This is a genomic window from Burkholderia sp. WP9, from assembly GCF_900104795.1.
Taxonomy (GTDB): Bacteria; Pseudomonadota; Gammaproteobacteria; order Burkholderiales; family Burkholderiaceae; genus Paraburkholderia.
Window position 1 is genome coordinate 3,761,944 of the sequence record NZ_FNTG01000001.1, and the last position, 24,340, is coordinate 3,786,283.

A 24,340-nucleotide genomic window follows, 5' to 3' on the forward strand; every position below is an offset into this window, starting at 1 on the left:
AAGGTTGACGGCGCCCCTAAAAAAAACTTGAGGAACTTTGTGCAATGGCGCGCCAAACGTTTTCCATGCCGGTTTATTGCAATGTCGCTGAAAGCCGCTTGCAGCCTTGCTCTGCGGACCGACTGCAGGTATTGAAAAGTCGGCGTATTCTCTTTTCTCTCTTGTGACAAACCCTGGAAAAATCATGCAAAAGCGCAGAATCGGACGTTCGGAATTACAGGTCGCGCCGCTGATGTTCGGCGGCAATGTTTTCGGCTGGACCGCCGATGAAGCCACCTCGTTTTCGATTCTTGATGCATTTGTCGATGCCGGTCTCGACTTTATCGATACCGCCGATGTCTATTCAGCATGGGTGCCTGGCAATCAGGGCGGGGAGTCGGAAACCATCATCGGCAAGTGGTTCCGTCAGAGCGGCAAGCGCGACAAAATTGTGCTCGCCACCAAGGTCTCGAAGCATCCGCAGCGCAAGGGGTTGTCGGCGGCCAACATCCAGGCGGCGGTCGAGGATTCGCTGCGGCGCTTGCAAACCGATTACATCGACGTCTACTTTTCTCACGACGACGACACCGAAACGCCGCTCGCCGAAACACTGGGCGCGTATCAGAAGCTGATCGAGGCGGGGAAGGTGAGGGTGATCGGCGCGTCGAACTACACTGGCGCGCGTATCGAGGAGGCGCTCGCGGTGTCCCGCCAGCACGGGTTGCCCGAATATCAGCTGCTGCAGCCGGAATACAACCTTTATGACCGCGCGGACTATGAGCGCGACATCGAGCCGGTGGCGCTCGCCAATCAGCTTGGCGTGGTGGTGTACTACAGTCTTGCGAGCGGATTTCTGTCGGGCAAATACCGGTCGCGGGCGGATCTGGCCAACAAGGCGCGCGGCAGCCGGGTCGAAAAATACTTGAACGAGCGCGGTTTGCGCATTCTCGCCGCACTGGACCGGATCGCCGAGGCGCACGGCAGCACGCCGGCCACTGTCGCGTTGGCATGGCTGATCGCGCGGCCCAGTGTTACGGCCCCTATTGCCAGCGCAACGTCGGTCGACCAGCTCAAAAGTCTCGCGGCAGCCGTCCACCTGATGCTGACAGGCGCAGATATCCGCGAACTGGACGAAGCGAGCGCCTGAGGCACAAGTGACCTGGCGCAATCGCTAAACCCCTGGTAGGATGGAGAGTTTCCTGATATCATCGGGAGTGAATTGAGATCTTTGCCTGTTTCGTCAATGCTTTTCTGTTGATGAAAGGTTGGCGAAACGGCAGCAGACGCGGCTTTTGCATGTTGTCTGTCCGCGTTCCGCGGTGAACTCCCCACCTCTCTTTTCCGGCCTCCGTGGCCGCTTTGCCTCTCGTTTCAATCGTGGTTTGGCCGGGTTCTGCCCGCGTTTGCCTGTTACTGGCCATGAATTGGAACGACCGGAGGGCCGGCGCGTGAGCGGTATGCCGCCACGCAATTTACCCCTATCAAGTGATTGAGTTAGGAATTACATGACGACGATTCTTCTGAAAGAAAACGAGCCGTTCGAAGTGGCGATTCGCCGCTTTCGTCGCGCAATCGAAAAGAATGGCCTGATCGCTGAACTGCGTGAGCGCCAATCGTACGAAAAGCCGACCACGGCACGTAAGCGCAAGAAGGCTGCTGCTGTGAAGCGCCTGCACAAGCGCCTGCGCAGCCAGATGCTGCCGAAAAAGCTGCACTAAGCACGCTTTTTCCGCACGGCCGAACGGCGGTGTGAGCTTCGAAAGAAGCCACATCGCCGTTTTGCTTTTTGGGGCCTTTTTCTAGCATTTTTGTGGTCTCTTCTTGGGCCTTTGATGCCCGTTCGTTGCTGGGGCACTCAGTCACGGGCGGGGCAACGCCGTTACGGGGCACGGTCGTGAATGGCGGACGGTGTGCGCCAGGCGCGCAAACGCAGAAGCGCAGAAGCGCCTGCCCTGCCTTACCCCGCTTTGCGATTCCGTCCTTTCTTGCCGAGTGCCGCGCATCGCGCCCGGCACATGCAACTCGCCTCGTGGTCGTTGACCATGCCGACCGCCTGCATGAACGCGTAACAGATCGTCGAGCCGACGAACTTGCAGCCATAGCGCTTCAGCCCCTTGCTCAGCGCGTCGGAAATGTCGGTCGACGCGGGAGCCTGCTTGTACGAAGCCCAATCGTTCTGGATCGGCGTCTGATCGACGAAGGACCAAACGAAATTGGCGAGCGAGCCGTGCTCGGCCTGTATCTGTTGGACCGCCCGAGCGTTGTTAATGGCAGCTTCGATCTTGCCGCGATGACGCACGATGCTTTCGTCTTTCACCAGGGCATCGACGTGCTTCGGCGTAAAGCGCGCAACCTTGTCGATGTCGAAGTCGGCAAAAGCGCGGCGGTAGCCGGCCCGCTTGTTGAGAATCGTCGACCACGACAACCCTGCCTGAGCGCCCTCCAGCACCAGCATCTCGAACAGATGCCGGTCATCGCGCGAGGGCACGCCCCATTCGGTGTCGTGATAGTGCGCGAGCGCCTCGCTCGATACCCAGTTGCATCGCTGTGTCACTGTCGCGCTCCTGTATTGTGATGTCGCTCGCCAGCATAGCCGAAGCCGTGCGCACTGCAAGTCGGCCGTTCGGCCGATTGCGGGATTGAAACTGACCTGCCACGCTACGCGTTATTCACCCACTGAACTCACTCGACTTCATGAGCAAAGACTTCTTTCTGATCGGCATCGACGGCGGCGGCAGCGGCACGCGCGTCGTGCTCGGCGACGCACAAGGCCGCGAGCTGGCGCAGGCGGCAAGCGGGCCGTCTGGCTTGGGGCTCGGCGTCGAACGTGCTTGGCAGGCCATTGCGGCCGGCTGCGGCGAAGCATTTGCAAGCGTCGGCATGGCGCTGGACTGGTCGCGCTGCGTGCTCGGCTGCGGACTGGCGGGCGTCAATAATCGCGACTGGCTGAGCGCGTTTCGCGCTCAGGCTCCCGCGGTCGCCGGACTCGCCGTGGAAAGCGACGCCTATACCACCCTGCTGGGCGCGCACGCCGGCGCGCCTGGTGTGATCGTCGCGCTTGGCACCGGCAGCGTGGCGGCCGTGCTGGATAGCAATGGCGAATGCCGTTCGGTCAGCGGCTACGGTTTTCCCTCGGGCGACGAAGCAAGCGGTGCATGGCTCGGACTGCGGGGCATCGTGCATGCACAACATGCGCTCGACGGTCGCGGCCCCAACGACGATTTCGCGCAGGCGCTGATCAGCCATACCGGCGCGCATGACCGCGACAGTCTCGTCGTGTGGCTTTGCGAAGCCAATCAGACAGCTTATGCGAGGCTCGCGCGGATCGTCGTCGCCAATCGCGCGCATCCGTTCGCGGCGCGGTTGCTCGGCGAGGCCGGCGCGGAAGTGGGCAAGATGATCGCCGCGCTGGATCCCTCGGCGAGCCTGCCGGTCGCGTTGTGCGGCGGCCTCGGCGCGCCGTTGCGTGAGTACGTGCCGCAGATCCATCAGGCGCGTTTGCGCGAGCCGCTGGCCGATTCGGCGCACGGCGGAATGCAACTGGCGCAGCGCGAAGCGGGTCGCGTCGGCGGCTAAAAAACGGCAGCTAGAAACAGCGGCACGCGGCGCGCTCGCGGGCGAGACCCGTCGGGCATGGCTGGCGCGTTTCCGGTGAGCGCGGCTGGCAACGGTAAAATACGCACTTCGACGCTGCCCGACTGCTCACACCATGTACAAAGTTATCGCCACGGATCTCGACGGCACGCTGCTCAACGCTGATCACCAGGTGGACCCGTTCACGGTCGCCACCGTGCGTAAGCTCGAGAGCGACGGCCTGCGGTTCGTGATTGCAACGGGCCGCCATTATTGCGACGTCGCCGGCATCCGCGACGTGCTCGGCATCAATCCGTATCTGATCACGTCGAATGGCGCGCGCGTCCACTCGCCGGACAACACGGTGATCCATGCCGACGACCTGCCTTCCGCTATCGTACAACGGTTGGTGCAGCCGGAAATCGCCGGCGCTCATGGCCGCGTGATCGTCAATCTGTTCGCCGATCAGGCCTGGCTGATCGACCGCGACGCACCGCATCTGCTGAAGTTTCATCAGGACTCGGGCTTCACCTATGAGGTGACCGATCTGCCGAAACACGACGGCGCCGACATCGCGAAGGCCCTCTACATTGGCGAGCCCGCCGATCTTGCACAGGTCGCGGCGAACCTCGCTCGTGAATTCGGCGACGCCCTTTACGTGACCTATTCGCTGCCGGACTGCCTGGAAGTGATGACGGCGAACGTGTCGAAGGGACGCGCGTTGCAGATCGTGCTCGAACGCGTGGGCGTGGATGCCTCGCACTGCGTGGCGTTTGGCGACAACATGAACGATATCGATCTGCTGGAAACGGCCGGCCATCCGTTCATGATGAACAACGCCAATCCCGATCTCATGACGCGCCTGCCGAACGTGCCGCGCATCGGCAACAACTTCGAAGCCGGCGTCGCGCATCATCTGCGCAAGCTCTTCTCGCTCGACGACGAATTGACGTCCTGATCCGAAATGGAAACGGCCCACATCCGTCTTGATGGATGCGGGCCGTTTCTTCACGCGAGCCTTTGTGCGCTTGCGGCCGCGATTAGCGGCGCGGCGGGCAACGGGGAAGCGCTGCGTGCTTCCCGTTGATCAGCGCCGGTCAACTACTTTGTTAGCTGCCGCTCGCCGACCCAAGGCGATCAGCCGTGCCATCCGCCGCGACGGTCACCATGGTCGCCCCGGTCGTCGTGGCCCCAGCCGCGACCATTGTGATTCCAGTTGCGATCATATCGATGGTCGCCCCGATAGTAGTCGCCGCGGTCGTAACGGTGGTCCCAGCCGCCGTTGCCGTAATACACCGGTTGCGGTGCGGCATAGACGGGAGCCGGGCTGCCATAAACCGGTGCGCCGAGCGACAGGCCGATGTTCAGATCCGTATGCGCTTGCGCGACACCGCATGCGCCCGCTGCGAGTCCTGCGGCAACCAGCAAGTGAGTGACGATGCGTTTCATGTTTGTTCTCCTGTGAGGCGACGTATGTTTGTCGCACAGGACCAATCTACGCATTCCGGCCGGTAGGAACTGCGACGAGATGTTACGGACTGCAAGCATCGTCGCGGGGATTGAAACGTGCGCACGGCGGGATTCGGGTGCGGGACGTGTCACGCGTTGCCTGGTCAAAGCCCCGCCTTATAAGGGCGTGCGCTCCATTGAGCCGATTCAGCGGACGGTCGGCGCCACGTTCGGCCCAAATCAAGCGGCCGCAGTGGTAATTGCGGCTTACATCTGTATTACCCGATTAATCTGCCGCACTAGCGGAAGGCGCCGATGCAGCCGCCGACGACGCCCCCGGCAGCGACGCGCAAGGGCAGTCGGTCGTGCGTCCGTCCAATCCTTGCCGATCATGTTTGAAGCTTGCCCGCGCGCTGCCGTTTTGCCAGCTGAGGCGAACAATGTAAATGCTGTCGAAGTCGTCGCTCTTCCAGTTCGGGACATCAGCGGCGTTACCGCCGTGCGCGCTTAGCATCTGGCGCAATAGCTTCACGATCAGTTTGTGTTCCCACGCCACGACGATCAGCTTGTTTCGATTGGCAGGATTGACCAGTGCGGTGCCAAGCTGGTCGATCTGCGCGAAACCATATGGCGTTTGCACCGGCATCTGGAACTGGATGGCGGTTGGCTCGATCGTCGCCAGTGGCCGGATGTAGTAGTAGGGCTTGCCGCTGTCGTCTTTTTGCTGCCCGGGATCGGGGGCGTAGATTGCGTCCGGCTTGCCGAACTTGGCAGCGATCACCGCCGGCAGGGCCAGCGCCCGGTTGAGTCCCTGGCAGTTGAGCTGGCCGTAGCCTTGAGCCGGTTTCTCACCGTGCCGTACGAACACGAGCGTTTCAACGTCGCTGTCGGCCGCATGCGCGACGGGTAGCGCCGACAGACCCGCGCACAGGCCGCCGACGGAGAGTGCGACGCCATGCAGAAATCCGCGGAAACGCTTCATAGGTAACACCTGTGCGAGCTTGGAAGGTCGCACGATTCTAGCAGCGGCGCTCGCGTGCGCCATTGGCGCGCTGTCACGGTGCCTGCGATAGCCAAACAGAACGGGCGCCGCAGCGCCCGCTTTGAATGCCTGAATTACCGCGCGTTGTCAGTCGAGCGCGAGCTTTTGAGAATTGCCGCCGCGGCTTTCGGCGAGGGCCGGATACAACACGCCGGCGACCACCGCGCCGAGAACCGGCGCAAGCCAGAACAGCCACAACTGATCCACCGCCGCACCGCCGACGAACAGCGCCGGGCCGGTGGAGCGCGCCGGGTTGACCGACGTATTGGTCACCGGGATCGAGATCAGGTGAATCAGCGTGAGGCACAGACCGATGGCGATCGGCGCGAAGCCGGCAGGCGCACGCTTGTCGGTCGCGCCGAGAATGACGAAGAGAAAGAAGCCGGTCATCACCACTTCGCAAATGAATGCCGCGGCGAGCGAGTAGTGACCCGGGGAGCGCTCGCCGTAGCCATTGCTGGCAAAACCGCTGGCAACGAGGTCGAAACCAGGCTTGCCCGATGCAATCAACGACAGCACCAGCGCACCCAACACCGCGCCGATCACCTGCGCGACGATGTACGGCAGCAGATCGCGAGCCGGAAAGCGGCCGGCGACGGTCAGGCCGACGCTCACCGCGGGATTCAGGTGACAGCCGGAAATGTGGCCGATTGCGTAAGCCATTGTCAGTACGGTCAGGCCGAAGGCGAGCGACACGCCCACGAACCCGATGCCCAGCCCGTGAACCGGGCCGGCGAAATTGGCGGCGAGGACAGCGCTGCCACAGCCCCCCAGCACGAGCCAGAAGGTGCCGAACAATTCGGCAGCGAGGCGTTTTGACAACTGCATGATTGGTAATCCTAAAAAAATGACGTTTCCGCTAGCACGCACGGCTAAGTCCGGATGCCATGCCTTGAGCGCGCAATTCTAGGGAAAGGTTGCCAATTCGGGTGTCAAGAATTGTCAATGTGGCATCGTGCTTACCTATTATTGCGAGATAAAGAGGGGGTTTAACAATTCATCCGTGTTAATAATTATCAGAGGATATCTCGCTAAATCGGTATTCTTGTCCATTGCGAATTTTTATAATTGCAGTTAGTCTGCGAGCCAATGAGTTCTAAAAAGGGGAGAACCGGAATGTCTCAATATGCAGACCTCAAGGCGCAGATCGCCAAATTGCAGGCACAGGCAGAAGAAGCGCGGCGTACCGAAATCGACAACGTGGTCGCCGACATCCGCCAAAAGATCGCTGAATACGGTCTCACGGCTCAAGATTTAGGCTTTGCCGTCGCTGCCAAGCGCGGCCGCCCGCCCAAGAAGGCGCCGCTGCCGGCGAAATACCAGGACCCGAAATCTGGAAATACGTGGAGCGGGCGTGGCAAACCGCCCAAGTGGATCGTCGGCAAGAATCGCGAGCGCTTTCTGATTGGCGCGGCTTGAGTCGATTGCCGCTAGAGACGAAAGCCAACTGAAGGTTATTGGCACTCCGGCTTTATTGGTTGAGCGCTAATCCGCGATGGAAGCGCATCCATACCCGTATTAAAAAAGCCGCCCTTGAGGGGCGGCTTTTTTGGACAAGAAGCGGGATAAGTGGGATTTACCGTTCGCGCAAACGATTCACACGACGAAATGCCCCGCTATTCATCTGCAAATCGAAATCGGCACATGAGGCGGATTCGGACCCTCGAGCGGCCGAGCGCATAAATTGCCACGGCCGCTCGAATGCCACGTTAGCCCACCGCGACTTGACGCAGTACCGGGCGGCGCGTGGCTTCGATCAGCGCCGAATAGCCATCCACATAGTTCTGAGCCATGGTCTTCGAGCTGAAGCGTCGTTCGAACTGGGCGCGAATTTCGGTGCGCGACAGTTCGTCCAGGCGTTGCAGCGCTGCGACCGCTCCTTGTACGTCCTCAACGATGTAACCCGTCACGCCGTGGTCGATCACTTCCGGCACGGAGCCGCGGTTGAAGGCGATCACCGGCGTGCCGCACGCCATCGATTCGATCATCACGAGGCCAAACGGCTCCGACCAGTCGATCGGGAACAGCAGCGCCTTCGCGCCGGAGAGAAACTCGGGCTTCTGCGCCTCATTGATCTCGCCGACGAATTCCACGTGCGCCTGCGACAGCAGCGGCTCGATCTCCCGTTTGAAATATTCCTGGTCGGCTTTGTCCACCTTGGCGGCGATCTTCAGCGGCAAACCGCTTTGTGCAGCGATCTTGATGGCTGTATCGACGCGCTTCTCAGGGCAAATACGGCCGAGGAACGCCAGGTATTCCGGCTTCTTGTGCGTTTGCGGCGTCAACAGCTGTTCCGGCAAGCCGTGATAAATCGTATTGAGCCAGTTCGCTTGCGGCAGCGGCGCACGCTGCGAATCGGAAATGGACACCACCGGCACGTCCGAGAACGCGTCGAATACCGGTTGCAGTTCCGGCAAGTCCAGGCGGCCGTGCAGCGTCGTCACGAACGGCGTGTCCATCGTGGTAAAAAGCGGGAAGGGCATGTAGTCGAGGTGGAAGTGCAGCACGTCGAACTCGTGCGCGACCTTTCGCACCTTTTCCATCATGAGGATGTGCGGAGCCAGCGCGTCGCGGATCGTCGGATCGAGGCGCAGTGCACGAGGCCAGCAGGCGTCGAGGTTCGCGGAGGTGACCGAGTCGCCGCTCGCAAACAGCGTGACGTCGTGGCCGAGGCCGACCAGTGCTTCGGTCAGATACGATACGACGCGTTCGGTACCACCGTAGAGTTTCGGCGGGACGGCTTCATACAACGGCGCAATTTGTGCGATTCGCATGCGTTTTTCTCCTAATCAGATCGGCATCGCACAGCGGCGCTCGAGTAGAGCGAGGAGTGAATGCCTGACGGACGGTTGGGCGCGGTAAGCCGCCGCCCGGCGGTGTTCCGAACCTGCATCGGGTAATCCCTTAGCTTCATTATCGGGATCGACCGCGCGAATTCGAGTTATTTTTCAAACGCTTAACGTTGTTACAGCGCGAAACATGCGGCGTTACAGGTCGTCTGGAAGGCAGTCCCGATAATTGAGAGCGAAACCCGGCCGTTTTATTCGAACGCAGCGCTTTCTATGAGCAATCCGCGGGCCCGCCCGTCCGAGCGCGGCGCCTACACTGGGCGGATTACGCGGAAGTGAAAACGTCTTATAATTCGGCCTCACCGCAGCAACGGTGCGGAGCGTGAGTTAGCCAGACTCACCCTTCGGCCTCATTCCGCATCACCTCAGGCAGTCATTCAACGCGCATAGCCGTCCAGACTGCGCGTCAATAAGTCCTCCTTAGCCCCTTCCTTACACGACTTTGTAGGAAAAATTCCTACATGAATGACGGATTTATCCGTCAACAAGGCTGGGTGTCTATCCGATTTTCGTCCGCTCCCCCTTTCGACACAATGCTCGCAAGACCAGAAACGAGCCGATTCGTGCGGTTTAAGCGCGCGCGTCCGAGCAAACGTTTTCGTAACGGCCTGACCAGCCAGATACACCCCGGGGGAATCATGAGCGCGACAAGCGAAATGCTCAATGAGATCAGAGAAGTCAACCTGTCTTATCTCCTGCTCGCACAGCGACTGCTGCGCGAAGACAAGCCGATGGGCATGTTTCGCATGGGGATTTCGGACCAGTTAGCCGATGTGCTCGCCAATCTGTCGTTGGCGCAGACCGTCAAGCTGGCGGCGTCCAATCAGGTGTTGTGCCGTTTCCGTTTCGACGACCATGCCGTGCTGTCCGCTCTGGCGGACAAAGGCAAATCCAGCGCCGTGGCACAGGCGCATTCCGCGATCCTGATGGCAAGCCAGCCGGTCGAGCAGCTCGGCTGATGGCACGTTGTATTCAAAGCCGAATAATCAGGACCGGGGAAACGCCAACGGATGGCCTATAAAAGTGTTGTGCTCGAAGTCAGGGAGATCACCCTGGCCATTGAACTGATCGAGCTTGGCGCGCGTTTGCAATTGCTGGAAGCCGAAACCAGTCTGTCGCGCGACCGCCTGATCAAGCTGTACAAGGAATTGAAAGGGGTCTCGCCGCCCAAAGGCATGCTGCCGTTTTCGACCGACTGGTTCATGACCTGGCAGCCGAACTTTCACTCATCGCTGTTCTACAACATCTACCGTTTCATGGCCGGACACGGCGGTTGCCTGACGATCCAGTCGATCGTGAAGAGCTACCGGCTCTACCTGGAGCACGTCCGGTTGCACGACGACGAGCCCGTGCTCAGTCTCACGCGCGCGTGGACGCTGGTGCGCTTTTTCGACTCCGGGATGCTGCAAATGACCGCCTGCTGCCGCTGCGGGGGACGTTTTGTCGCGCACGCGCACGATCCGCAGCACGCGTTCGTCTGCGGACTGTGCCAGCCGCCCTCGCGCGCCGGTAAGACAAAGAAATCTGCCGACGCCCGGGCCCGCGAGAGCCTCGCCGCCCTCGAAGCTTGACCCGCAAGGCGGCCACGCAAGTGCGGTCCGCCGCCCGCGTCCCATCGGGCGGGCCTTCCAGCCCGCTCGCCCAAGGCCCGATTGAACCGGGCCGCCGACCTCGACCTCTGGTTTACACCGGATCGCCGAGCCACATTTCCACCAAAGTTTTCTGTTCCTTTGCCGTAAACCTGAATAACGACGGTCACCGTCGCTTCTTTGTGAGGGCTCGGCAGTGCTGATTTTCGTGGGAACACTCGTGACGCTTTTGTCCGTTTTCGGCGGTTACGCGCTGGAAGGCGGCCATCTCGGCGCGCTGCTGCAGCCCGTTGAAGTGCTGATGATCGTGGGCGCTGGCGTCGGCGCGTTCATTCTCGGTAACGGAATGAAGACGATCAAGGCGACGCTGCGCGTCATTCCGACCCTGTTCAAGGGCGCGAAGTACAACAAGGACGTCTATATGGAGCTGATGGCGCTCCTCTACGTCCTGCTGGCCAAGGCGCGCAAGGAAGGCACGCTGACGCTGGAAGCGGACATCGACGATCCGTCGAAGAGTCCGATCTTCACCCAATACCCGAAGATTCTTGCCGACCACCACATCATCGAATTCCTGACCGACTACCTGCGTCTGATGGTGGGCGGCAACATGAATGCGTTCGAGATCGAAAGCCTGATGGACGAGGAGATCGAGACGCACCACCAGGAAGGCGAGGCGCCCGCGCATGCGCTGAACAAGGTCGGCGACGCGATGCCGGCGTTCGGTATCGTGGCCGCGGTGATGGGCGTGGTGCACACCATGGCCTCCGCCGACAAGCCGCCAGCGGTGCTCGGCGAGATGATCGCCCAGGCGCTGGTCGGCACTTTCCTCGGGATTCTGCTTTCGTACGGGCTGATCGGGCCGCTCGCGAGCGTCGCCGAACAGCGCGTGACCGAGTCGACCAAGATGTTCCAGTGCATCAAGGTGACGATTCTGGCCAGCCTGAACGGTTACGCGCCGGCGATCGCCGTCGAGTTCGGCCGCAAGGTGCTCTTCTCGACCGAACGCCCGTCGTTCGCCGAGCTGGAAGAGCACGTGCGCCGCGTCAAGGCCAAGTAAAGGCCACCGGAAACCGAACCCATGAGCAAGGACAAAGACCGCGCCATTGTCGTCAAGCGCGCCGCGCCGAAGAAAGCCGGCCACCATGGCGGCGCCTGGAAGCTCGCGTATGCGGACTTCATGACCGCGATGATGGCGTTCTTCCTGCTGATGTGGCTGCTGAGTTCGGCGTCCACCGTGCAGTTGAAGGGCATTGCCGATTACTTCAATCAGCCGCTGAAGATCACGCTGTGGGGCGGTGACCGCAGCGCGGAGGATTCGAGCATTCTGAAGGGCGGCGGCCGCGACATTTCGACCGACGCGCAAGGCGTGACGCGCTCCAGCGACGGAGCGAACAACCGTTCCGAACACACCGCAGTGCACGGCAGCGAAGAGTCGATGAAGCAGTTGCAGGGCGAGTTGGAGCGTCGCGAGCAGGTTCGCCTGCACGATCTGCAGGTCAAGCTGATGGCCGCGATCGAAGCGAATCCGGTGCTGCGCCAGTTCAAGCAGCAGATCCGCATTGATTCGACGCTGACCGGCTTGCGTATCGAAATCGTCGACTCGCAGAAGCGGCCCATGTTCGCGACCGCGAAAGACCAGGTCGAGCCGTATATGCGCGACATCCTGCGCGAAATCGGCCACACGCTGAACGACGTGCCGAACCGCATCATCGTGCAGGGACACACCGACGCCGCGCAATACGCGGGCGGCGAGAAGGGCTACAGCAACTGGGAATTGTCCGCGGACCGCGCCAATGCGTCGCGCCGCGAACTGATCGCCGGCGGCATGGATGAAGCGAAGGTGATGCGCGTGCTCGGCCTCGCGTCGACGCAAAACCTGAACAAGGCGGACCCGATGGATCCGGAGAATCGCCGCATCAGCATCATCGTGTTGAACAGGAAGTCGGAGGATGCGCTGAATCACGACGATTCCACCACGACGACCTTGTCGGACGACGCAGCCGGCTCCAAGCCGCTGCTGCAAAAGCTTGCGCAACCGGTAACGGTTGCCCCGAAGTTGCCGGCGGTAGCGCCGGCGGCCCAGTAACAGACAGCGATCGTTCCGCTGGCTCACGCGCCCTGCCGGCGCGGAGCGCGGGGCGATCCATAGCGTAGGTGCAGCGAGGTTTTCATGATCAGGCACATCCTGGCAATCGACGATTCGGCATCGATGCGGCAGATTCTTGCCGCCACGTTGACGACGGCCGGCTATGAGGTGACGCTCGCGGCGGACGGCAACGAAGGGCTCGAAAACGCGCTCGCCATGTCGTTCGATCTCGTGCTCACCGATCAGCACATGCCGGGCAGGACCGGTCTCGATCTGATCGCCGCGCTACGCAACAACCCGGCTTACCAGGCCACGCCCATCCTCGTCCTCACGACGGAATCGGGCGAGCCGTTCAAGGAAGCGGCGCGGGCCGCGGGCGCGACCGGCTGGATCGAAAAGCCGCTCGACCCGGACATGCTGACCGAACTGGTGGCGGCGTTAGCCGAGCCAGATCACGCATAAGCACCACTCATAGACCCAGTTATAGAAGCTCTCGACGCGGCGGCACGGTAGCCCACGCCTAGACAGGAACTCTCGCGGTGACCCAGGCATGACACTCGACATCACTCAGTTCTATCAGACGTTTTTCGACGAAGCGGACGAACTGCTCGCGCAGATGGAGCAGTTGCTGCTCAATCTGGATATCGCGCATCCGGACCCCGAAGACCTCGCGGCCATTTTCCGCGCGGCGCATTCGATCAAGGGCGGCGCGGCGACGTTCGGCTTTACCGCGCTGACGGAAACGACCCACATTCTCGAATCGCTGCTCGATCGCGCGCGCAATAACGAACTCGTGCTGCGCAAGGACATGATCGACACGTTCCTCGAAACCAAGGACGTGCTGTCGGGCCAGTTGGCCGATTACCGCGCGAGCGCCGAGCCGGATGCGGCGACCGCTCGTGCGATCTGCGCGAAGCTCGAACGGCTGCACAAGGAAAGCGCCGAAGGCGGCGCGCCCGCCGCAGCCGCAGCCGTGGCACCAGTTGCAGTAGAGGCAAATCAGGGAGGGTCCGCGCCGGAGCACGTCGTCGAACAGGCGGTGCAGGCAGCGGGTGGATGGACTGACGGCGAACCGGCACAGACCGGGCAAGCCGCGGGTGCCGGCGGTGCGGATGACAGCGCCGGTCCCCATCTGAAAATTACGCTACGGGGCGTTGGTGAGAAGGACCAGGAACTGCTGGCCGAAGAGCTCGGCAACCTGGGCAACATTGTCGGGCAGGTCAAGAGCGGCGGCGATTTGACGCTGTGGCTCGCGACCGATGTGACCTCCGACGACATCATCGCCGTGTGCTGTTTCGTGATCGACGAAAGTCAGATCGTGATCGGCCGCGGCACCGCACCGGCGGATGAGACGCAGCAAGGCGAACCTGGAACGCCCGACGCTGCCGATTCGTCCCCGGCGCAAGCAGTACCGGCCCATCAGGCGGGACACGCAGCATCGCCGGCACCGGCTGCCGGCACCGCTGCACCCGCTTCGGCGGCCACGCACGGCCTGTTCGACGCACCGGCCGCGCCGGCGTCTGCCGCGGCTCAATCCGCAGCGGCGACTGGCGCAGCGGCGCCGGCTCAGGCAGCAGCAACTCAAGCCGCAACGACACAAGCAGCAAGCGCGGCCGCACCCGCGGAGCACGATCGCAAGGCGGCACGTCCGGCTGCGGCGGCAGGCGGCGCGGAAGGCAGCTCGATTCGCGTCGGCGTGGAAAAGGTCGATCAGCTGATCAACCTGGTCGGCGAACTGGTGATCACGCAAGCCATGCTCGCGGAAACCACCAGCACGTTCGACCCGGCGTTGCACGACCGGCTCTTCAACGGCATGGCGCAGCTCGAACGCAATGCGCGCGATCTGCAGGAAGCAGTGATGTCGATCCGCATGATGCCGATGGATTACGTGTTCAGCCGCTTCCCGCGTCTGGTGCGCGATCTGGCGGCGAAACTCGGCAAGGAAGTGGAGCTCGTCACCTTCGGTCAGGCGACCGAACTCGACAAGAGCCTCATTGAACGGATCATCGATCCGTTGACTCACCTCGTGCGCAACAGTCTCGACCACGGCATCGAAACCGTGGAAGCGCGGCGCGCGGCGGGCAAGGATTCGACCGGCCAGCTGGTGCTGTCGGCGGCGCATCACGGCGGCAACATCGTCATCGAAGTGAGCGACGACGGCGCGGGCCTGCGCCGCGATAAGATTCTCGCGAAGGCGGCCAAGCAGGGCATGCAGGTCAGCGAGACCATGTCCGACGAAGAAGTCTGGAACCTGATCTTCCTGCCGGGCTTCTCGACGGCGGAACAGGTCACGGATGTGTCGGGCCGCGGCGTCGGCATGGACGTGGTGAAGCGGAACATCCAGTCGATGGGTGGTCACGTGGAAATCACCTCGCACGCCGGCAAGGGCAGCACCACGCGCATCGTGTTGCCGCTCACGCTGGCGATTCTCGACGGCATGTCGGTCAAGGTCGGCAACGAGATCTTCATTCTGCCGCTGAACTTCGTGATGGAGTCGCTGCAACCCCAAGCCGAAGATATTTACACGGTGGCCAACGGCGAGCGTGTGGTGCGGGTGCGCGGTGAATATCTGCCACTCGTGGCGTTGCACGAAGTGTTCAACGTCGAAGACGCGAAGCAGGAGCCCACGCAAGGCATCGTCACCATCATGCAAACCGAGGGGCGCCGCTTTGCGATGCTGATCGACGAACTGGTGGGCCAGCAGCAGGTGGTCGTGAAGAATCTGGAAACGAACTACCGCAAGGTGCACGGCATTTCCGCCGCGACCATTCTCGGCGACGGCAGCGTCGCGCTGATCGTCGACGTGGCCGCGTTGAACCGCGAAACGCGCAACGCGCATGGCGCAATGAGCCTCGCATGATGCCGGTCAAACTCGTCTCGACTCTTAATCAACTCATTTCATCCCAACCGTTTGGGGGCTAACGTGGCAGAAGTCCAATCCATCAATTCGAGCGTCGCTAACGCGAACGGTACGACTGGCCGGCGCGACGTGCAGCAGGCAGACGCCGGCGGTCAGGAGTTCCTCGTCTTCACGCTCGGCGCCGAAGAGTACGGCATCGACATTCTCAAGGTGCAGGAAATCCGCGGCTACGACAACGTGACGCGTATCGCCAATGCGCCCGAGTTCATCAAGGGCGTGATCAATCTGCGCGGCATCATCGTGCCGATCGTCGACATGCGCATCAAGTTCCATCTGGGCCGTGTCGAGTACGACCACCAGACGGTGGTGATCATCCTGAACGTCGCGCACCGCGTGGTCGGGATGGTGGTGGACGGCGTGTCGGACGTGCTGACGCTCGCCACCGACCAGATCATGCCCGCGCCGGAATTCGGCGCCACGCTGACGACCGAGTACCTCACGGGGCTGGGCACCGTCGACGGCCGCATGCTGATCCTGATGGACATCGAGAAGCTCATGACCAGCCGCGAAATGGCGCTGATCGAAACGCTCGGCGTCTAACGGCGGCAGCCTTCACGAACGATTGGGATAGGGAGCATCGAAATGTTGAGCAGGTGGTCGATTCGCACGTCGTTGACGATGGTGGGGATCATTCTGGTCGCGCTGACCGTAACGGTCGGCGTACTTGGGCTGAGCGCGTTGAATCGCGCGAGTCAATCGCTCGACCGCATTGCGCGCGGCGATCTGGTCGCCATTCACGCGCTCGACGATGCCTCGGCGTACCTGCTGCGCTCGCGCCTCGCGGTGGACCGCTTCAACACGTTGTCCGCCGCGGGCAACGCGGACGAAGCGAAGAAAGCGATCGAACGCGCGCAGGAGTTGCTGACCAAGGGCAACCAAAGCTGGCAGAGCTATCTCGACGCACCGAAGCCCGGCGTCGATCAGGCGCTGCTCGACGACGTTATCGCCAAGCGCATGAGCGTGATGCGCGAAGGCGTCGACCCGGAGTTCGCGGCGTTGAATGCGAACGACATGGCCGCCTACCACGCGATTGCCGATACGAAAATCAGCCCGATGTTCATCGCTTATGACGCGGCGGCGGCGGCGGTCATCAAGGGCTTGCAGCAAAGCGCCGTGGATCAGCAGGCGAGCGCGCAATCGAACATTTCGCTGATGACCACGCTGATCATCGCCATCACCGCGCTCGCGCTGCTGATGGTGGTGGGTATCCGTTTCGCGCTGCGCGGCCTGATCGTGCAGCCGCTCGCCGACGCGACGGCATGCTTCGAGCGCATTGCTTCGGGCGATCTGTCGGAGACCATCAACGTATTCAGCAGCAATGAAATCGGGCGGTTGTTCGCGGGTATCAAGCGCATGCAGGACAGCATGTCGACGATGGTGAAAGCGGTTCACAGCAGCACGGAATCGATCGACACCGGCGCCCGCGAAATCGCGATGGGCAACACCGATCTCTCACAGCGCACCGAACAGCAGGCTGCCTCGTTGCAGGAAACCGCGTCGAGCATGGAGCAACTGACCGGCACCGTGCGGCAGAACGCCGAGAACGCGCGTCAGGCGAGCCAGCTGGCGGTCAACGCGTCCGATATCGCCACGCGCGGCGGCGACGTGGTGAGCCAGGTCGTCACGACCATGCAGGATATCGCGAGCAGTTCGAACAAGGTCGTCGACATCATCGGCGTGATCGAAGGCATTGCCTTCCAGACCAATATTCTCGCGTTGAACGCGGCAGTCGAAGCGGCGCGCGCCGGCGAACAGGGCCGCGGCTTTGCCGTGGTGGCCGGCGAAGTGCGCAGCCTCGCGCAGCGCAGCGCCAGTGCCGCGAAGGAAATCAAGGAACTGATCGGCGACTCGGTCGACAAGGTGCAAAGCGGCTCGGCGCTGGTCGGCCGCGCGGGCACCACGATGGATGAGATCGTGCAGGCCGTGCGCCGTGTGACCGACATCATGGGCGAAATCAGCGCGGCGTCCGAGGAGCAATCGGGCGGCATCGAACAGGTGAATCGCGCCGTCGTGCAGATGGACGAAGTCACGCAGCAGAACGCGGCGCTGGTCGAACAGGCGGCGGCCGCGGCTGCTTCGCTCGAAGATCAGACGCGCCAATTGCAGGCGGTGGTGAACGGCTGGAAAGTGGCCGGTGGCCCGGCGGTGCGCAGCAGCGCAGCGGTACGTCCGCACACGGCGCAGCCTCGCGTCACCGGCAGCAAGAGCAAGCCGGCCGCCAAAGCCGCGCCGCAGACGTCCGCGCATGGCGCAGCGCATCCGGTTGCGGCTACGGCGGCAACGAACACCGCGCAGGCGTCGGTCAATCACGATGCAGGCTCGGCACGCGTCGAACCGGCGCTCAAGCCGAAGCCGGCTCGTGCGCCATCCGAATCCGCAGCACGTCCGGCCGCCGTCAGCGCGGCCACGGCAAGCTCGGACGCGGACTGGGAAACATTCTAGGAAGTGGCACAAAGACATGCAGTCATTCGACATCTCGCTCCATGAGGGGCGAATCATCGAAGCACGCTTTAGCAGCGTGTCGCGGGCCGACTGCGTGTTGCCAGAACTCGCGGGCGGGCGCGACCCCGCGAACACAATCCCTTCTTCTCAGGCAAACGGCCTGGGCGGAAAGCGGGATGGCTCGTATCGCAGGCAGGAATCTTCATGATGGCAACGCGCGCACAGCACCGTCCCGAACGGGCGGAGCCGGTTAGGTCCGGCGAACAGGGAAGGGACTTCGAGTTCACGTCGGCGGATTTCGCCCGTATTCGCGAACTGATTCACAGCAGCGCGGGCATCTCGCTGTCGGATCACAAGCGCGATATGGCGTATAGCCGGCTGGCGCGCCGTCTGCGCACCCGCGGCCTCGACACGTTCAAGCAGTATCTCGATCTGCTGGAAGCGGAGAATGATCCGGCCGAGTGGGAAGCGTTCACCAATGCGTTGACCACCAATCTGACGGCCTTCTTTCGCGAAGCGCACCACTTTCCGATCCTCGCCGAGTTCGTGCCGCGCCGCGCGCAGCCGGTTTCGGTATGGTGCTCGGCGGCTTCGACCGGCGAGGAGCCGTACTCGATCGCGATGACGCTAATCGAAGCGCTCGGCGAGAGCGGCGCGCGCCAGGCCTCCGTGCTCGCCACCGACATCGACACGCAGGTGTTGGCCAAGGCCGAAGCCGGCATGTATCAGTTCGACCAGGTGAAGCACCTGTCGCCCGAGCGGCTCAAACGCTTCTTCCTGAAGGGCACCGGCGCGCATGCCGGCATGGTCAAGGTGCGCCCGGAAGTGCGCGCGCTGGTGCGCTTCCAGCAACTGAACCTGACCGACCGCGATTACCAGTTGCGCTCGCAATTCGACGCGATCTTCTGCCGCAACGTGATGATCTATTTCGACAAGCCGACTCAAGCGCAAGTGCTCGCACGCTTCGAGCCGCTGGTGAAGCCGGGCGGGCTGTTGTTCGCCGGCCATTCGGAGAACTTCACGTACGTCACGCAAGCGTTCAAGCTGCGCGGCCAGACCGTCTACGAACTGACGCGCGACGCCGCCGGCGAGCGGACGGCGGCACGCACGAGCGCAACCGCGGCGCGCCACACGACGAGCGGGGTGACGGTATGAGCAGCGCCCTGCCGATCGCGACCAATCTGTATTACGACAACCACTTCCAGCGCCCCGGCGTGAAGCTGTTGCCCAACGAGTTCTACACCACCCACGAAGACATGGTGCTGGTCACCGTGCTGGGCTCATGCGTGGCGGCCTGCATTCAGGATCGCACGGCGGGCATCGGCGGCATGAATCATTTCATGCTGCCCGACGACGGCGCGGACGTCGGCCAGCCCGCATCGGATTCGATGCGCTACGGTGCGTACGCGATGGAAGTGCTGATCAACGAACTCATCAAGGCCGGCGGCCGGCGCGAGCGCTTCGAAGCCAAGGTGTTCGGCGGCGGCGCGGTGCTCGCGGGCATGACGACGATGAACATCGGCGATCGCAATTCGGAGTTCGTGCGCCGCTATCTGGCGCTCGAAAAGATCCGCATCGTCGCCGAGGACTTGCAGGGCTCGCACCCGCGCAAGGTGGCGTTCATGCCGCGCACCGGCCAGGTGATGGTGAAGAAGTTGCGCCTGCAGCAGGAAGCGGGCGTGGCCGAGCGCGAACAGGCGCTGATGCGGCAAAGCGCGCAAGCGCGCGCCGAGCGGCTCGCCGCGGCGCGCAAGCGGGTGGAATTGTTCTCGACGCCGGCCGCGTCGAAACCCAAGGTCGAGCTGTTTTCGACGCCCGCAGCAGGCCGCCCGAAGGTCGAGCTGTTCGGGACCACGCCGCGCCCGATTAACTCAAACAACGCCAGAACTACAGAGGAGGCGTGAGCGCTGTGCAAAAGATCAAAGTACTGTGCGTCGACGATTCGGCACTGATCCGCAGCCTGATGACGGAAATCATCAACGGCCAGCCGGACATGACGGTGGTGGCGACCGCACCCGACCCGCTGGTCGCGCGCGAGCTCATCAAGCAGCACAACCCGGACGTACTGACGCTCGACGTCGAAATGCCGCGCATGGATGGCCTCGATTTCCTCGAGAAGCTGATGCGCCTGCGGCCGATGCCGGTCGTGATGGTGTCGTCGCTGACCGAGCGCGGCAACGAAATCACACTGCGCGCGCTGGAACTCGGCGCGGTCGACTTCGTAACCAAGCCGAAGGTCGGCATTCGCGACGGCATGCTCGACTACTCGGAAAAGCTCGCCGACAAGATTCGCGCGGCGGCCCGCGCGCGCGTGCGACAGGCCGCGCCGGTGCAGCACGCGGCGGCGCATGCCGCGCATGCGCCGGTCGGCGCCGCGCCGCTCTTCAACAATCCGCTGCTCAGTACCGAGAAGCTGATTATCGTCGGCGCATCGACGGGCGGCACCGAAGCGATCCGCGAAGTGCTGGTGCCGCTACCGCCGGACGCGCCCGCCGTGCTGATCGCGCAGCATATGCCGCCGGGCTTCACAAAATCTTTTGCGCAACGCCTCAATGGTTTGTGCCGGATTACCGTTAAAGAGGCAGAGCACGGCGAACGCGTACTGCCGGGACATGCGTATATCGCGCCAGGCCACGCTCACCTGTTGCTTGCTCGCAGTGGCGCGAACTATATTGCTCACCTTTCGGACGAACCGCCGGTGAACCGGCATCGTCCGTCAGTGGATGTGCTGTTCCGTTCGGCCGCGCAGCACGCGGGCAAGAACGCGGTCGGGGTGATTCTGACCGGGATGGGGCGCGACGGCGCCGCCGGACTGCTGGACATGAAAAAAGCAGGGGCGTATACCCTTGCGCAGGACGAAGCGAGCTGTATCGTGTTCGGCATGCCGCGTGAAGCAATTGCGCTCGGCGCGGCCGACGAGATCGCGTCGTTGCCGGAAATGAGCCGGCGTGTGATGGCGCGTCTGTCGTCGATGGGCGATCGCGTTCAGCGGGTATGATGCGCGCCAGTAGGATTTGAGACGCGGTTTGAGGCAGTCAGGCGCCGCACCATGGAAAAAGCAAAGGGAATGAAATGGATAAGGGAATGAAGATTCTGGTGGTTGACGACTTTCCGACGATGCGCCGGATCGTCCGCAACCTGCTCAAAGAGCTCGGCTACTCGAACGTCGACGAAGCCGAAGATGGCCAGGCCGGCCTCGCGCGTCTGCGCGGAGGTACGTACGACTTCGTGATCTCCGACTGGAACATGCCGAACCTGGACGGTCTGGCCATGCTCAAGGAAATCCGCGCCGACGCCAACCTGACGCACCTGCCTGTGCTGATGGTGACGGCCGAGTCGAAGAAGGAAAACATCATCGCGGCGGCTCAGGCCGGCGCGAGCGGTTATGTCGTCAAGCCGTTCACGGCTGCGACGCTCGACGAGAAGCTCAACAAGATTCTCGAGAAGATGGCCAAAGCCGGGAGCTGATGTGAATCTGCCGACCAACGCGCAAGGCGCCGAAGCGGTCAACGAGAGCGGCGACTTCGCGTCCGACCGTATCCTCGCCCGTATCGGACAACTGACGCGCACGCTGCGCGACTCGATGCGTGAGCTTGGGCTCGACAAGCATGTCGAACGTGCGGCGGAAGCCGTGCCCGATGCTCGCGACCGTCTGAAGTACATCGCGGATATGACGGAGCAGGCCGCCGAGCGCGTGCTGTCCGCAATCGACATCGCCAAGCCGCTCCAGGAGCAGTTGAAGGAAGACGCGGGCAAACTCGACGCGCGTTGGGAGCAGTGGTACGCGGCGCCGATCGAGCGCGAGGAAGTGCGCGCGCTGATGGACGACACGCGAACCTTCCTGCGCGGCGTGCCCGAGGCGGCGAGCGCGACCAACGCGCAGTTGATGGAGATCATGCTGGCGCAGGACTTCCAGGATCTGACCGGCCAGGTCATCAAGAAGATCACGGATGTCGTGTACCTGATCGAGCAGCAACTGCTCGGCGTGCTGGTCGAGAACATCGCGCTCGAACGGCGCGAGCAGTTCGCGGCGAACGCGGCGGCGCTGGCGGCCGAAGTCTCGCCGACCGGCAGCCCCGAACATCTGCTGAACGGTCCGCAGATCAATCCGGAAGGCAAAACGGATGTGGTGCAGGACCAGTCGCAAGTCGACGATCTGCTGGCCAGCCTCGGCTTCTGACCTGCCGAAGCCGCCGCACCGCAACGGCACTTCGCGGACCGCCGCACCGGGTCGCGCGACAGGACGATGACGCATAGCAAGCCACGCCTTCGCGCGTGCTTGCTGCCCGCGGACACAAACCACAGGCATACTACGACCTCAAGCAGCGCCACGGCGTGCCGGAGGGGGCTGCCTCCGGCCGGTGGCACGGTGGGGAACCTCCTCGCGGTGCGACCGCAGCCGTGTCGTATGATTTGCATAAATGCAGCCGGTTCGCGCGGATGCGAGCCGAGCAGCAGATCGGGAGGAGCTTCGTCATGTGGAGTCGTGTACGCCGCGCCGGGATCGTTACGGCGCTTGCCTTGCCTTGTTCGCTTATCGCCGTGCAGTCCGCTCATGCGGGACTGGGCGGCACCCCCATGACGCCTCCTTCGGACGCGTCGGTCTCGTCCCGCACCATTCAGCCTGGTAGCGGCGCCGCCAATGCGGCGCAAAGCGTGATGCGCTCCGCGTCCAGCGCGGCATCCTCCGCTTCGGCTTCCACGTCCTCCGCGTCCTATACCGTGCGTGAAACCACGCTCGGCAGCGGCACCGTGATTCGCGAGTATCTTGCCGCGGACGGCTCCGTCTTCGGCATTGCATGGCACGGCCCGCAAATGCCGGATCTGAACGACCTGTTAGGCAACTATTTCCCGCAATACGTGGCCGGCGTGAAGGCCGCACGCGCGTCGCGCGGCGGCGGCCGTGGCCCTGTCGCGGTCGACCAGAGCAGCCTCGTGGTGCGCTCCGGCGGCCATATGGGCGCGTTCAGCGGTCAAGCGTGGTTGCCTCCGGCGTTGCCCGCCGGCGTCAGCGGTTCCGACATCCAGTAATAGCGAGGACGAGACATGCGAACCAAGCATATTGCTGTGAAGTTCAAGGGTTGGATGCAGGCTGTCGCGGCCCTGGCGCTGGTATCGGCGCTCGTCGCGTGCGGCGGCGGTGGCGGCAGTTCCGGCGATTCGTCGACCACACTGAACGGCGGCTCGCTGCCGGCCAGTCCGATCCAGCAACCGATCGCCGCGACTGCGGCGAACACCGTGCCGATCACAGTTGGCCCGGGCGTAAGTGGGGTCGTCAATATTCCGACGGTCAGCGTGACCATCTGCGCGCCCGGCTCGAGCTCGAATTGCCAGACGATCAACAATATCCAGGTCGATACCGGCTCGTTCGGGTTGCGCGTGGTCAGCTCGGCCCTGAACGCTTCCGTGCTCAATGCGTTGCCCGTCGGCACCGTCAGCGGCGCGCAGCTCGCCGAATGCGCGACTTTCGCGGACGGCTTCACGTGGGGCACCGTGCGCACCGCGACCATTGCGATCGGCAGTGAGAGAACCACGGCGGCGATCCCGCTGCAGATCATCGGGGACAAGGACTCCAGCACCGTGCCTACTGCCGGCTGTGGCAGTGGCTCGCCGCAAAACACCGTCGGCGATCTCGGCGCCAACGGCATTCTCGGCATCGGCAACTCGACCACGGATTGCGGCGCGACCTGCGCGAACGCGTCGACGGCGGCGAATTACAGCAACTACTTCGCGTGTCCGGGCGGCGCCTCCTGTACCCGCACGCCGGTGGCGCTCGCCCAACAGGTGGCTAATCCGGTCGCCTATTTCCCGACCGACAACAACGGTGTGATCGTGCAGATGCCGCCGGTGCCGGACACCGGCGCGCCCTCGGCTACCGGCACATTAGTGTTCGGCATCGGTACGCAGTCGAACAATGCGCTCACCGGCGCCCAGGTCTTCACCACCGACACCTACGGCAATCTGAACAACAGCGTGTTCAATGGCACGACGGTGCAGGCGTTCCTCGATTCGGGCTCGAACGGCTACTTCTTTGCCGATAGCTCCCTCACGCTGTGCGGCAGCAACTATGCGGGCTTCTATTGCCCGTCGTCCGCGCAAACCCGCTCGGTGACGCTGGTCGGACTGAACAATAGCCGGGCCAGCGCCAGCATCGGCATTCTGAGTGCGGCCACGCTGTTCGGCAAAGGCAACAACTATGCGTTCAACGACCTCGCCGGACAGATCGGCGGCAACAGCAGCTTCGATCTCGGTCTGCCGTTCTTCTATGGCCGCCACGTCTATTACGGCCTCGATCAGACCGCGAATGGCGGCCAGACGCCTTACGTGGCCTTCTGATCAAGGCTCCGCACTGCACGGTTGAAGGTTCATCCGACGCCCGCGCGAGTTCGCGTGGGCGTCGGGGCCGAACGC

Annotated in this window: 25 protein-coding genes; 20 read left to right on the forward strand and 5 right to left on the reverse strand. The window is 62.8% G+C overall.

Annotated features, from left to right (window positions below):
* Positions 1–184: 184 nt before the first annotated feature.
* Positions 185–1,126 (forward strand): aldo/keto reductase, encoded by a 942-nt coding sequence (locus BLW71_RS16700; RefSeq protein WP_091797952.1) that lies wholly within the window; start codon positions 185–187, stop codon positions 1,124–1,126.
* Between the two features lie 358 nt (positions 1,127–1,484).
* Positions 1,485–1,697 (forward strand): 30S ribosomal protein S21, encoded by a 213-nt coding sequence (gene rpsU, locus BLW71_RS16705; protein ID WP_006050883.1) that lies wholly within the window; start codon positions 1,485–1,487, stop codon positions 1,695–1,697.
* Between the two features lie 239 nt (positions 1,698–1,936).
* Here rpsU and BLW71_RS16710 read toward each other — a convergent pair whose 3' ends face one another.
* The gene (locus tag BLW71_RS16710) at positions 1,937–2,533 is read right to left on the reverse strand and encodes a DNA-3-methyladenine glycosylase I (RefSeq protein WP_091797956.1); all 597 of its coding nucleotides are present in this window, start codon (positions 2,531–2,533) and stop codon (positions 1,937–1,939) included.
* 140 nt (positions 2,534–2,673) lie between these two features.
* Between BLW71_RS16710 and BLW71_RS16715 the strand changes: the two genes are divergently transcribed.
* Together BLW71_RS16715 and BLW71_RS16720 are read left to right on the forward strand one after the other, a co-directional pair.
* Positions 2,674–3,555 (forward strand): glucosamine kinase nucleotide-binding domain-containing protein, encoded by an 882-nt coding sequence (locus BLW71_RS16715; RefSeq protein WP_091797959.1) that lies wholly within the window; start codon positions 2,674–2,676, stop codon positions 3,553–3,555.
* Between the two features lie 133 nt (positions 3,556–3,688).
* Entirely contained in the window at positions 3,689–4,510 is an 822-nt protein-coding gene (locus BLW71_RS16720; protein ID WP_091797962.1) for a Cof-type HAD-IIB family hydrolase, read from the forward strand.
* A 179-nt stretch (positions 4,511–4,689) separates the two neighbouring features.
* Here BLW71_RS16720 and BLW71_RS16725 read toward each other — a convergent pair whose 3' ends face one another.
* The 3 genes from BLW71_RS16725 to aqpZ form a co-directional block, all read right to left on the reverse strand.
* A complete protein-coding gene (locus BLW71_RS16725; protein ID WP_091797966.1) occupies positions 4,690–5,001 on the reverse strand; it encodes a PXPV repeat protein in 312 nt (103 codons plus the stop codon).
* Positions 5,002–5,287: 286 nt separating this feature from the next.
* Positions 5,288–5,983: a histidine phosphatase family protein gene (locus BLW71_RS16730; RefSeq protein WP_091797969.1), complete on the reverse strand. Its 696-nt coding sequence runs from the start codon at positions 5,981–5,983 to the stop codon at positions 5,288–5,290.
* A gap of 147 nt (positions 5,984–6,130) precedes the next feature.
* Positions 6,131–6,871 (reverse strand): aquaporin Z, encoded by a 741-nt coding sequence (aqpZ, locus tag BLW71_RS16735; RefSeq protein WP_091797972.1) that lies wholly within the window; start codon positions 6,869–6,871, stop codon positions 6,131–6,133.
* Positions 6,872–7,159: 288 nt separating this feature from the next.
* Between aqpZ and BLW71_RS16740 the strand changes: the two genes are divergently transcribed.
* Complete coding sequence (locus BLW71_RS16740; RefSeq protein WP_007179981.1) at positions 7,160–7,462, forward strand: H-NS histone family protein; 303 nt, start codon at positions 7,160–7,162, stop codon at positions 7,460–7,462.
* A gap of 290 nt (positions 7,463–7,752) precedes the next feature.
* Here the strand turns inward: BLW71_RS16740 and BLW71_RS16745 are convergent, their stop codons facing one another.
* Positions 7,753–8,817: a glycosyltransferase family 4 protein gene (locus BLW71_RS16745; protein WP_091797975.1), complete on the reverse strand. Its 1,065-nt coding sequence runs from the start codon at positions 8,815–8,817 to the stop codon at positions 7,753–7,755.
* Positions 8,818–9,530: 713 nt separating this feature from the next.
* Between BLW71_RS16745 and flhD the strand changes: the two genes are divergently transcribed.
* The 15 genes from flhD (at position 9,531) to BLW71_RS16820 (ending at position 24,265) form a co-directional block, all read left to right on the forward strand.
* Complete coding sequence (flhD, locus tag BLW71_RS42305) at positions 9,531–9,851, forward strand: flagellar transcriptional regulator FlhD (protein WP_006050893.1); 321 nt, start codon at positions 9,531–9,533, stop codon at positions 9,849–9,851.
* A gap of 51 nt (positions 9,852–9,902) precedes the next feature.
* Positions 9,903–10,463, forward strand: a complete 561-nt coding sequence (gene flhC, locus BLW71_RS16755) for a flagellar transcriptional regulator FlhC (RefSeq protein ID WP_091797981.1) — start codon at positions 9,903–9,905, stop codon at positions 10,461–10,463.
* A 214-nt stretch (positions 10,464–10,677) separates the two neighbouring features.
* The gene (motA, locus tag BLW71_RS16760) at positions 10,678–11,538 is read left to right on the forward strand and encodes a flagellar motor stator protein MotA (protein ID WP_006050895.1); all 861 of its coding nucleotides are present in this window, start codon (positions 10,678–10,680) and stop codon (positions 11,536–11,538) included.
* Between the two features lie 21 nt (positions 11,539–11,559).
* Positions 11,560–12,567, forward strand: a complete 1,008-nt coding sequence (motB, locus tag BLW71_RS16765; protein WP_091797984.1) for a flagellar motor protein MotB — start codon at positions 11,560–11,562, stop codon at positions 12,565–12,567.
* 84 nt (positions 12,568–12,651) lie between these two features.
* Positions 12,652–13,029, forward strand: coding sequence for a response regulator (locus BLW71_RS16770; protein ID WP_091797986.1), 378 nt, complete (start codon positions 12,652–12,654; stop codon positions 13,027–13,029).
* Between the two features lie 88 nt (positions 13,030–13,117).
* Positions 13,118–15,427 (forward strand): chemotaxis protein CheA, encoded by a 2,310-nt coding sequence (gene cheA, locus BLW71_RS16775; RefSeq protein ID WP_091797989.1) that lies wholly within the window; start codon positions 13,118–13,120, stop codon positions 15,425–15,427.
* A 63-nt stretch (positions 15,428–15,490) separates the two neighbouring features.
* Positions 15,491–16,027: a chemotaxis protein CheW gene (locus tag BLW71_RS16780; RefSeq protein WP_091797992.1), complete on the forward strand. Its 537-nt coding sequence runs from the start codon at positions 15,491–15,493 to the stop codon at positions 16,025–16,027.
* 42 nt (positions 16,028–16,069) lie between these two features.
* Positions 16,070–17,929 carry a methyl-accepting chemotaxis protein gene (locus BLW71_RS16785; protein ID WP_091797995.1) on the forward strand — a complete coding sequence of 620 codons (1,860 nt, stop codon included), beginning with the start codon at positions 16,070–16,072 and terminating at the stop codon, positions 17,927–17,929.
* 204 nt (positions 17,930–18,133) lie between these two features.
* A complete protein-coding gene (locus BLW71_RS16790) occupies positions 18,134–19,084 on the forward strand; it encodes a CheR family methyltransferase (RefSeq protein WP_091797998.1) in 951 nt (316 codons plus the stop codon).
* A complete protein-coding gene (cheD, locus tag BLW71_RS16795; protein ID WP_091798001.1) occupies positions 19,081–19,833 on the forward strand; it encodes a chemoreceptor glutamine deamidase CheD in 753 nt (250 codons plus the stop codon). Before BLW71_RS16790 ends, cheD begins: the two co-directional genes overlap by 4 nt.
* 5 nt (positions 19,834–19,838) lie before the next feature.
* Entirely contained in the window at positions 19,839–20,927 is a 1,089-nt protein-coding gene (locus tag BLW71_RS16800; RefSeq protein ID WP_177205052.1) for a protein-glutamate methylesterase/protein-glutamine glutaminase, read from the forward strand.
* Positions 20,928–21,001: 74 nt separating this feature from the next.
* Positions 21,002–21,397: a chemotaxis response regulator CheY gene (gene cheY / locus BLW71_RS16805; RefSeq protein ID WP_007179968.1), complete on the forward strand. Its 396-nt coding sequence runs from the start codon at positions 21,002–21,004 to the stop codon at positions 21,395–21,397.
* Position 21,398: 1 nt separating this feature from the next.
* Positions 21,399–22,109, forward strand: coding sequence for a protein phosphatase CheZ (gene cheZ, locus BLW71_RS16810; protein WP_091798007.1), 711 nt, complete (start codon positions 21,399–21,401; stop codon positions 22,107–22,109).
* A 296-nt stretch (positions 22,110–22,405) separates the two neighbouring features.
* The gene (locus BLW71_RS16815) at positions 22,406–22,960 is read left to right on the forward strand and encodes a DUF2844 domain-containing protein (RefSeq protein ID WP_091798010.1); all 555 of its coding nucleotides are present in this window, start codon (positions 22,406–22,408) and stop codon (positions 22,958–22,960) included.
* 15 nt (positions 22,961–22,975) lie between these two features.
* Positions 22,976–24,265 (forward strand): DUF3443 domain-containing protein, encoded by a 1,290-nt coding sequence (locus BLW71_RS16820; protein ID WP_091798013.1) that lies wholly within the window; start codon positions 22,976–22,978, stop codon positions 24,263–24,265.
* Positions 24,266–24,340 lie beyond the last annotated feature (75 nt).

What these genes read in the sequence shown, in the direction of transcription:
- BLW71_RS16700 (WP_091797952.1), top strand. Translation starts at nt 185, where the DNA reads ATGCAAAAGCGCAGAATCGGACGTTCGGAATTACAGGTCGCGCCGCTG.
- rpsU (WP_006050883.1), top strand. Translation starts at nt 1,485, where the DNA reads ATGACGACGATTCTTCTGAAAGAAAACGAGCCGTTCGAAGTGGCGATT.
- BLW71_RS16715 (WP_091797959.1), top strand. Translation starts at nt 2,674, where the DNA reads ATGAGCAAAGACTTCTTTCTGATCGGCATCGACGGCGGCGGCAGCGGC.
- BLW71_RS16720 (WP_091797962.1), top strand. Translation starts at nt 3,689, where the DNA reads ATGTACAAAGTTATCGCCACGGATCTCGACGGCACGCTGCTCAACGCT.
- BLW71_RS16725 (WP_091797966.1), bottom strand. Translation starts at nt 5,001, where the DNA reads ATGAAACGCATCGTCACTCACTTGCTGGTTGCCGCAGGACTCGCAGCG.
- BLW71_RS16730 (WP_091797969.1), bottom strand. Translation starts at nt 5,983, where the DNA reads ATGAAGCGTTTCCGCGGATTTCTGCATGGCGTCGCACTCTCCGTCGGC.
- aqpZ (WP_091797972.1), bottom strand. Translation starts at nt 6,871, where the DNA reads ATGCAGTTGTCAAAACGCCTCGCTGCCGAATTGTTCGGCACCTTCTGG.
- BLW71_RS16740 (WP_007179981.1), top strand. Translation starts at nt 7,160, where the DNA reads ATGTCTCAATATGCAGACCTCAAGGCGCAGATCGCCAAATTGCAGGCA.
- BLW71_RS16745 (WP_091797975.1), bottom strand. Translation starts at nt 8,817, where the DNA reads ATGCGAATCGCACAAATTGCGCCGTTGTATGAAGCCGTCCCGCCGAAA.
- flhD (WP_006050893.1), top strand. Translation starts at nt 9,531, where the DNA reads ATGAGCGCGACAAGCGAAATGCTCAATGAGATCAGAGAAGTCAACCTG.
- flhC (WP_091797981.1), top strand. Translation starts at nt 9,903, where the DNA reads ATGGCCTATAAAAGTGTTGTGCTCGAAGTCAGGGAGATCACCCTGGCC.
- motB (WP_091797984.1), top strand. Translation starts at nt 11,560, where the DNA reads ATGAGCAAGGACAAAGACCGCGCCATTGTCGTCAAGCGCGCCGCGCCG.
- BLW71_RS16770 (WP_091797986.1), top strand. Translation starts at nt 12,652, where the DNA reads ATGATCAGGCACATCCTGGCAATCGACGATTCGGCATCGATGCGGCAG.
- cheA (WP_091797989.1), top strand. Translation starts at nt 13,118, where the DNA reads ATGACACTCGACATCACTCAGTTCTATCAGACGTTTTTCGACGAAGCG.
- BLW71_RS16785 (WP_091797995.1), top strand. Translation starts at nt 16,070, where the DNA reads ATGTTGAGCAGGTGGTCGATTCGCACGTCGTTGACGATGGTGGGGATC.
- BLW71_RS16790 (WP_091797998.1), top strand. Translation starts at nt 18,134, where the DNA reads ATGATGGCAACGCGCGCACAGCACCGTCCCGAACGGGCGGAGCCGGTT.
- cheD (WP_091798001.1), top strand. Translation starts at nt 19,081, where the DNA reads ATGAGCAGCGCCCTGCCGATCGCGACCAATCTGTATTACGACAACCAC.
- cheY (WP_007179968.1), top strand. Translation starts at nt 21,002, where the DNA reads ATGGATAAGGGAATGAAGATTCTGGTGGTTGACGACTTTCCGACGATG.
- BLW71_RS16815 (WP_091798010.1), top strand. Translation starts at nt 22,406, where the DNA reads ATGTGGAGTCGTGTACGCCGCGCCGGGATCGTTACGGCGCTTGCCTTG.
- BLW71_RS16820 (WP_091798013.1), top strand. Translation starts at nt 22,976, where the DNA reads ATGCGAACCAAGCATATTGCTGTGAAGTTCAAGGGTTGGATGCAGGCT.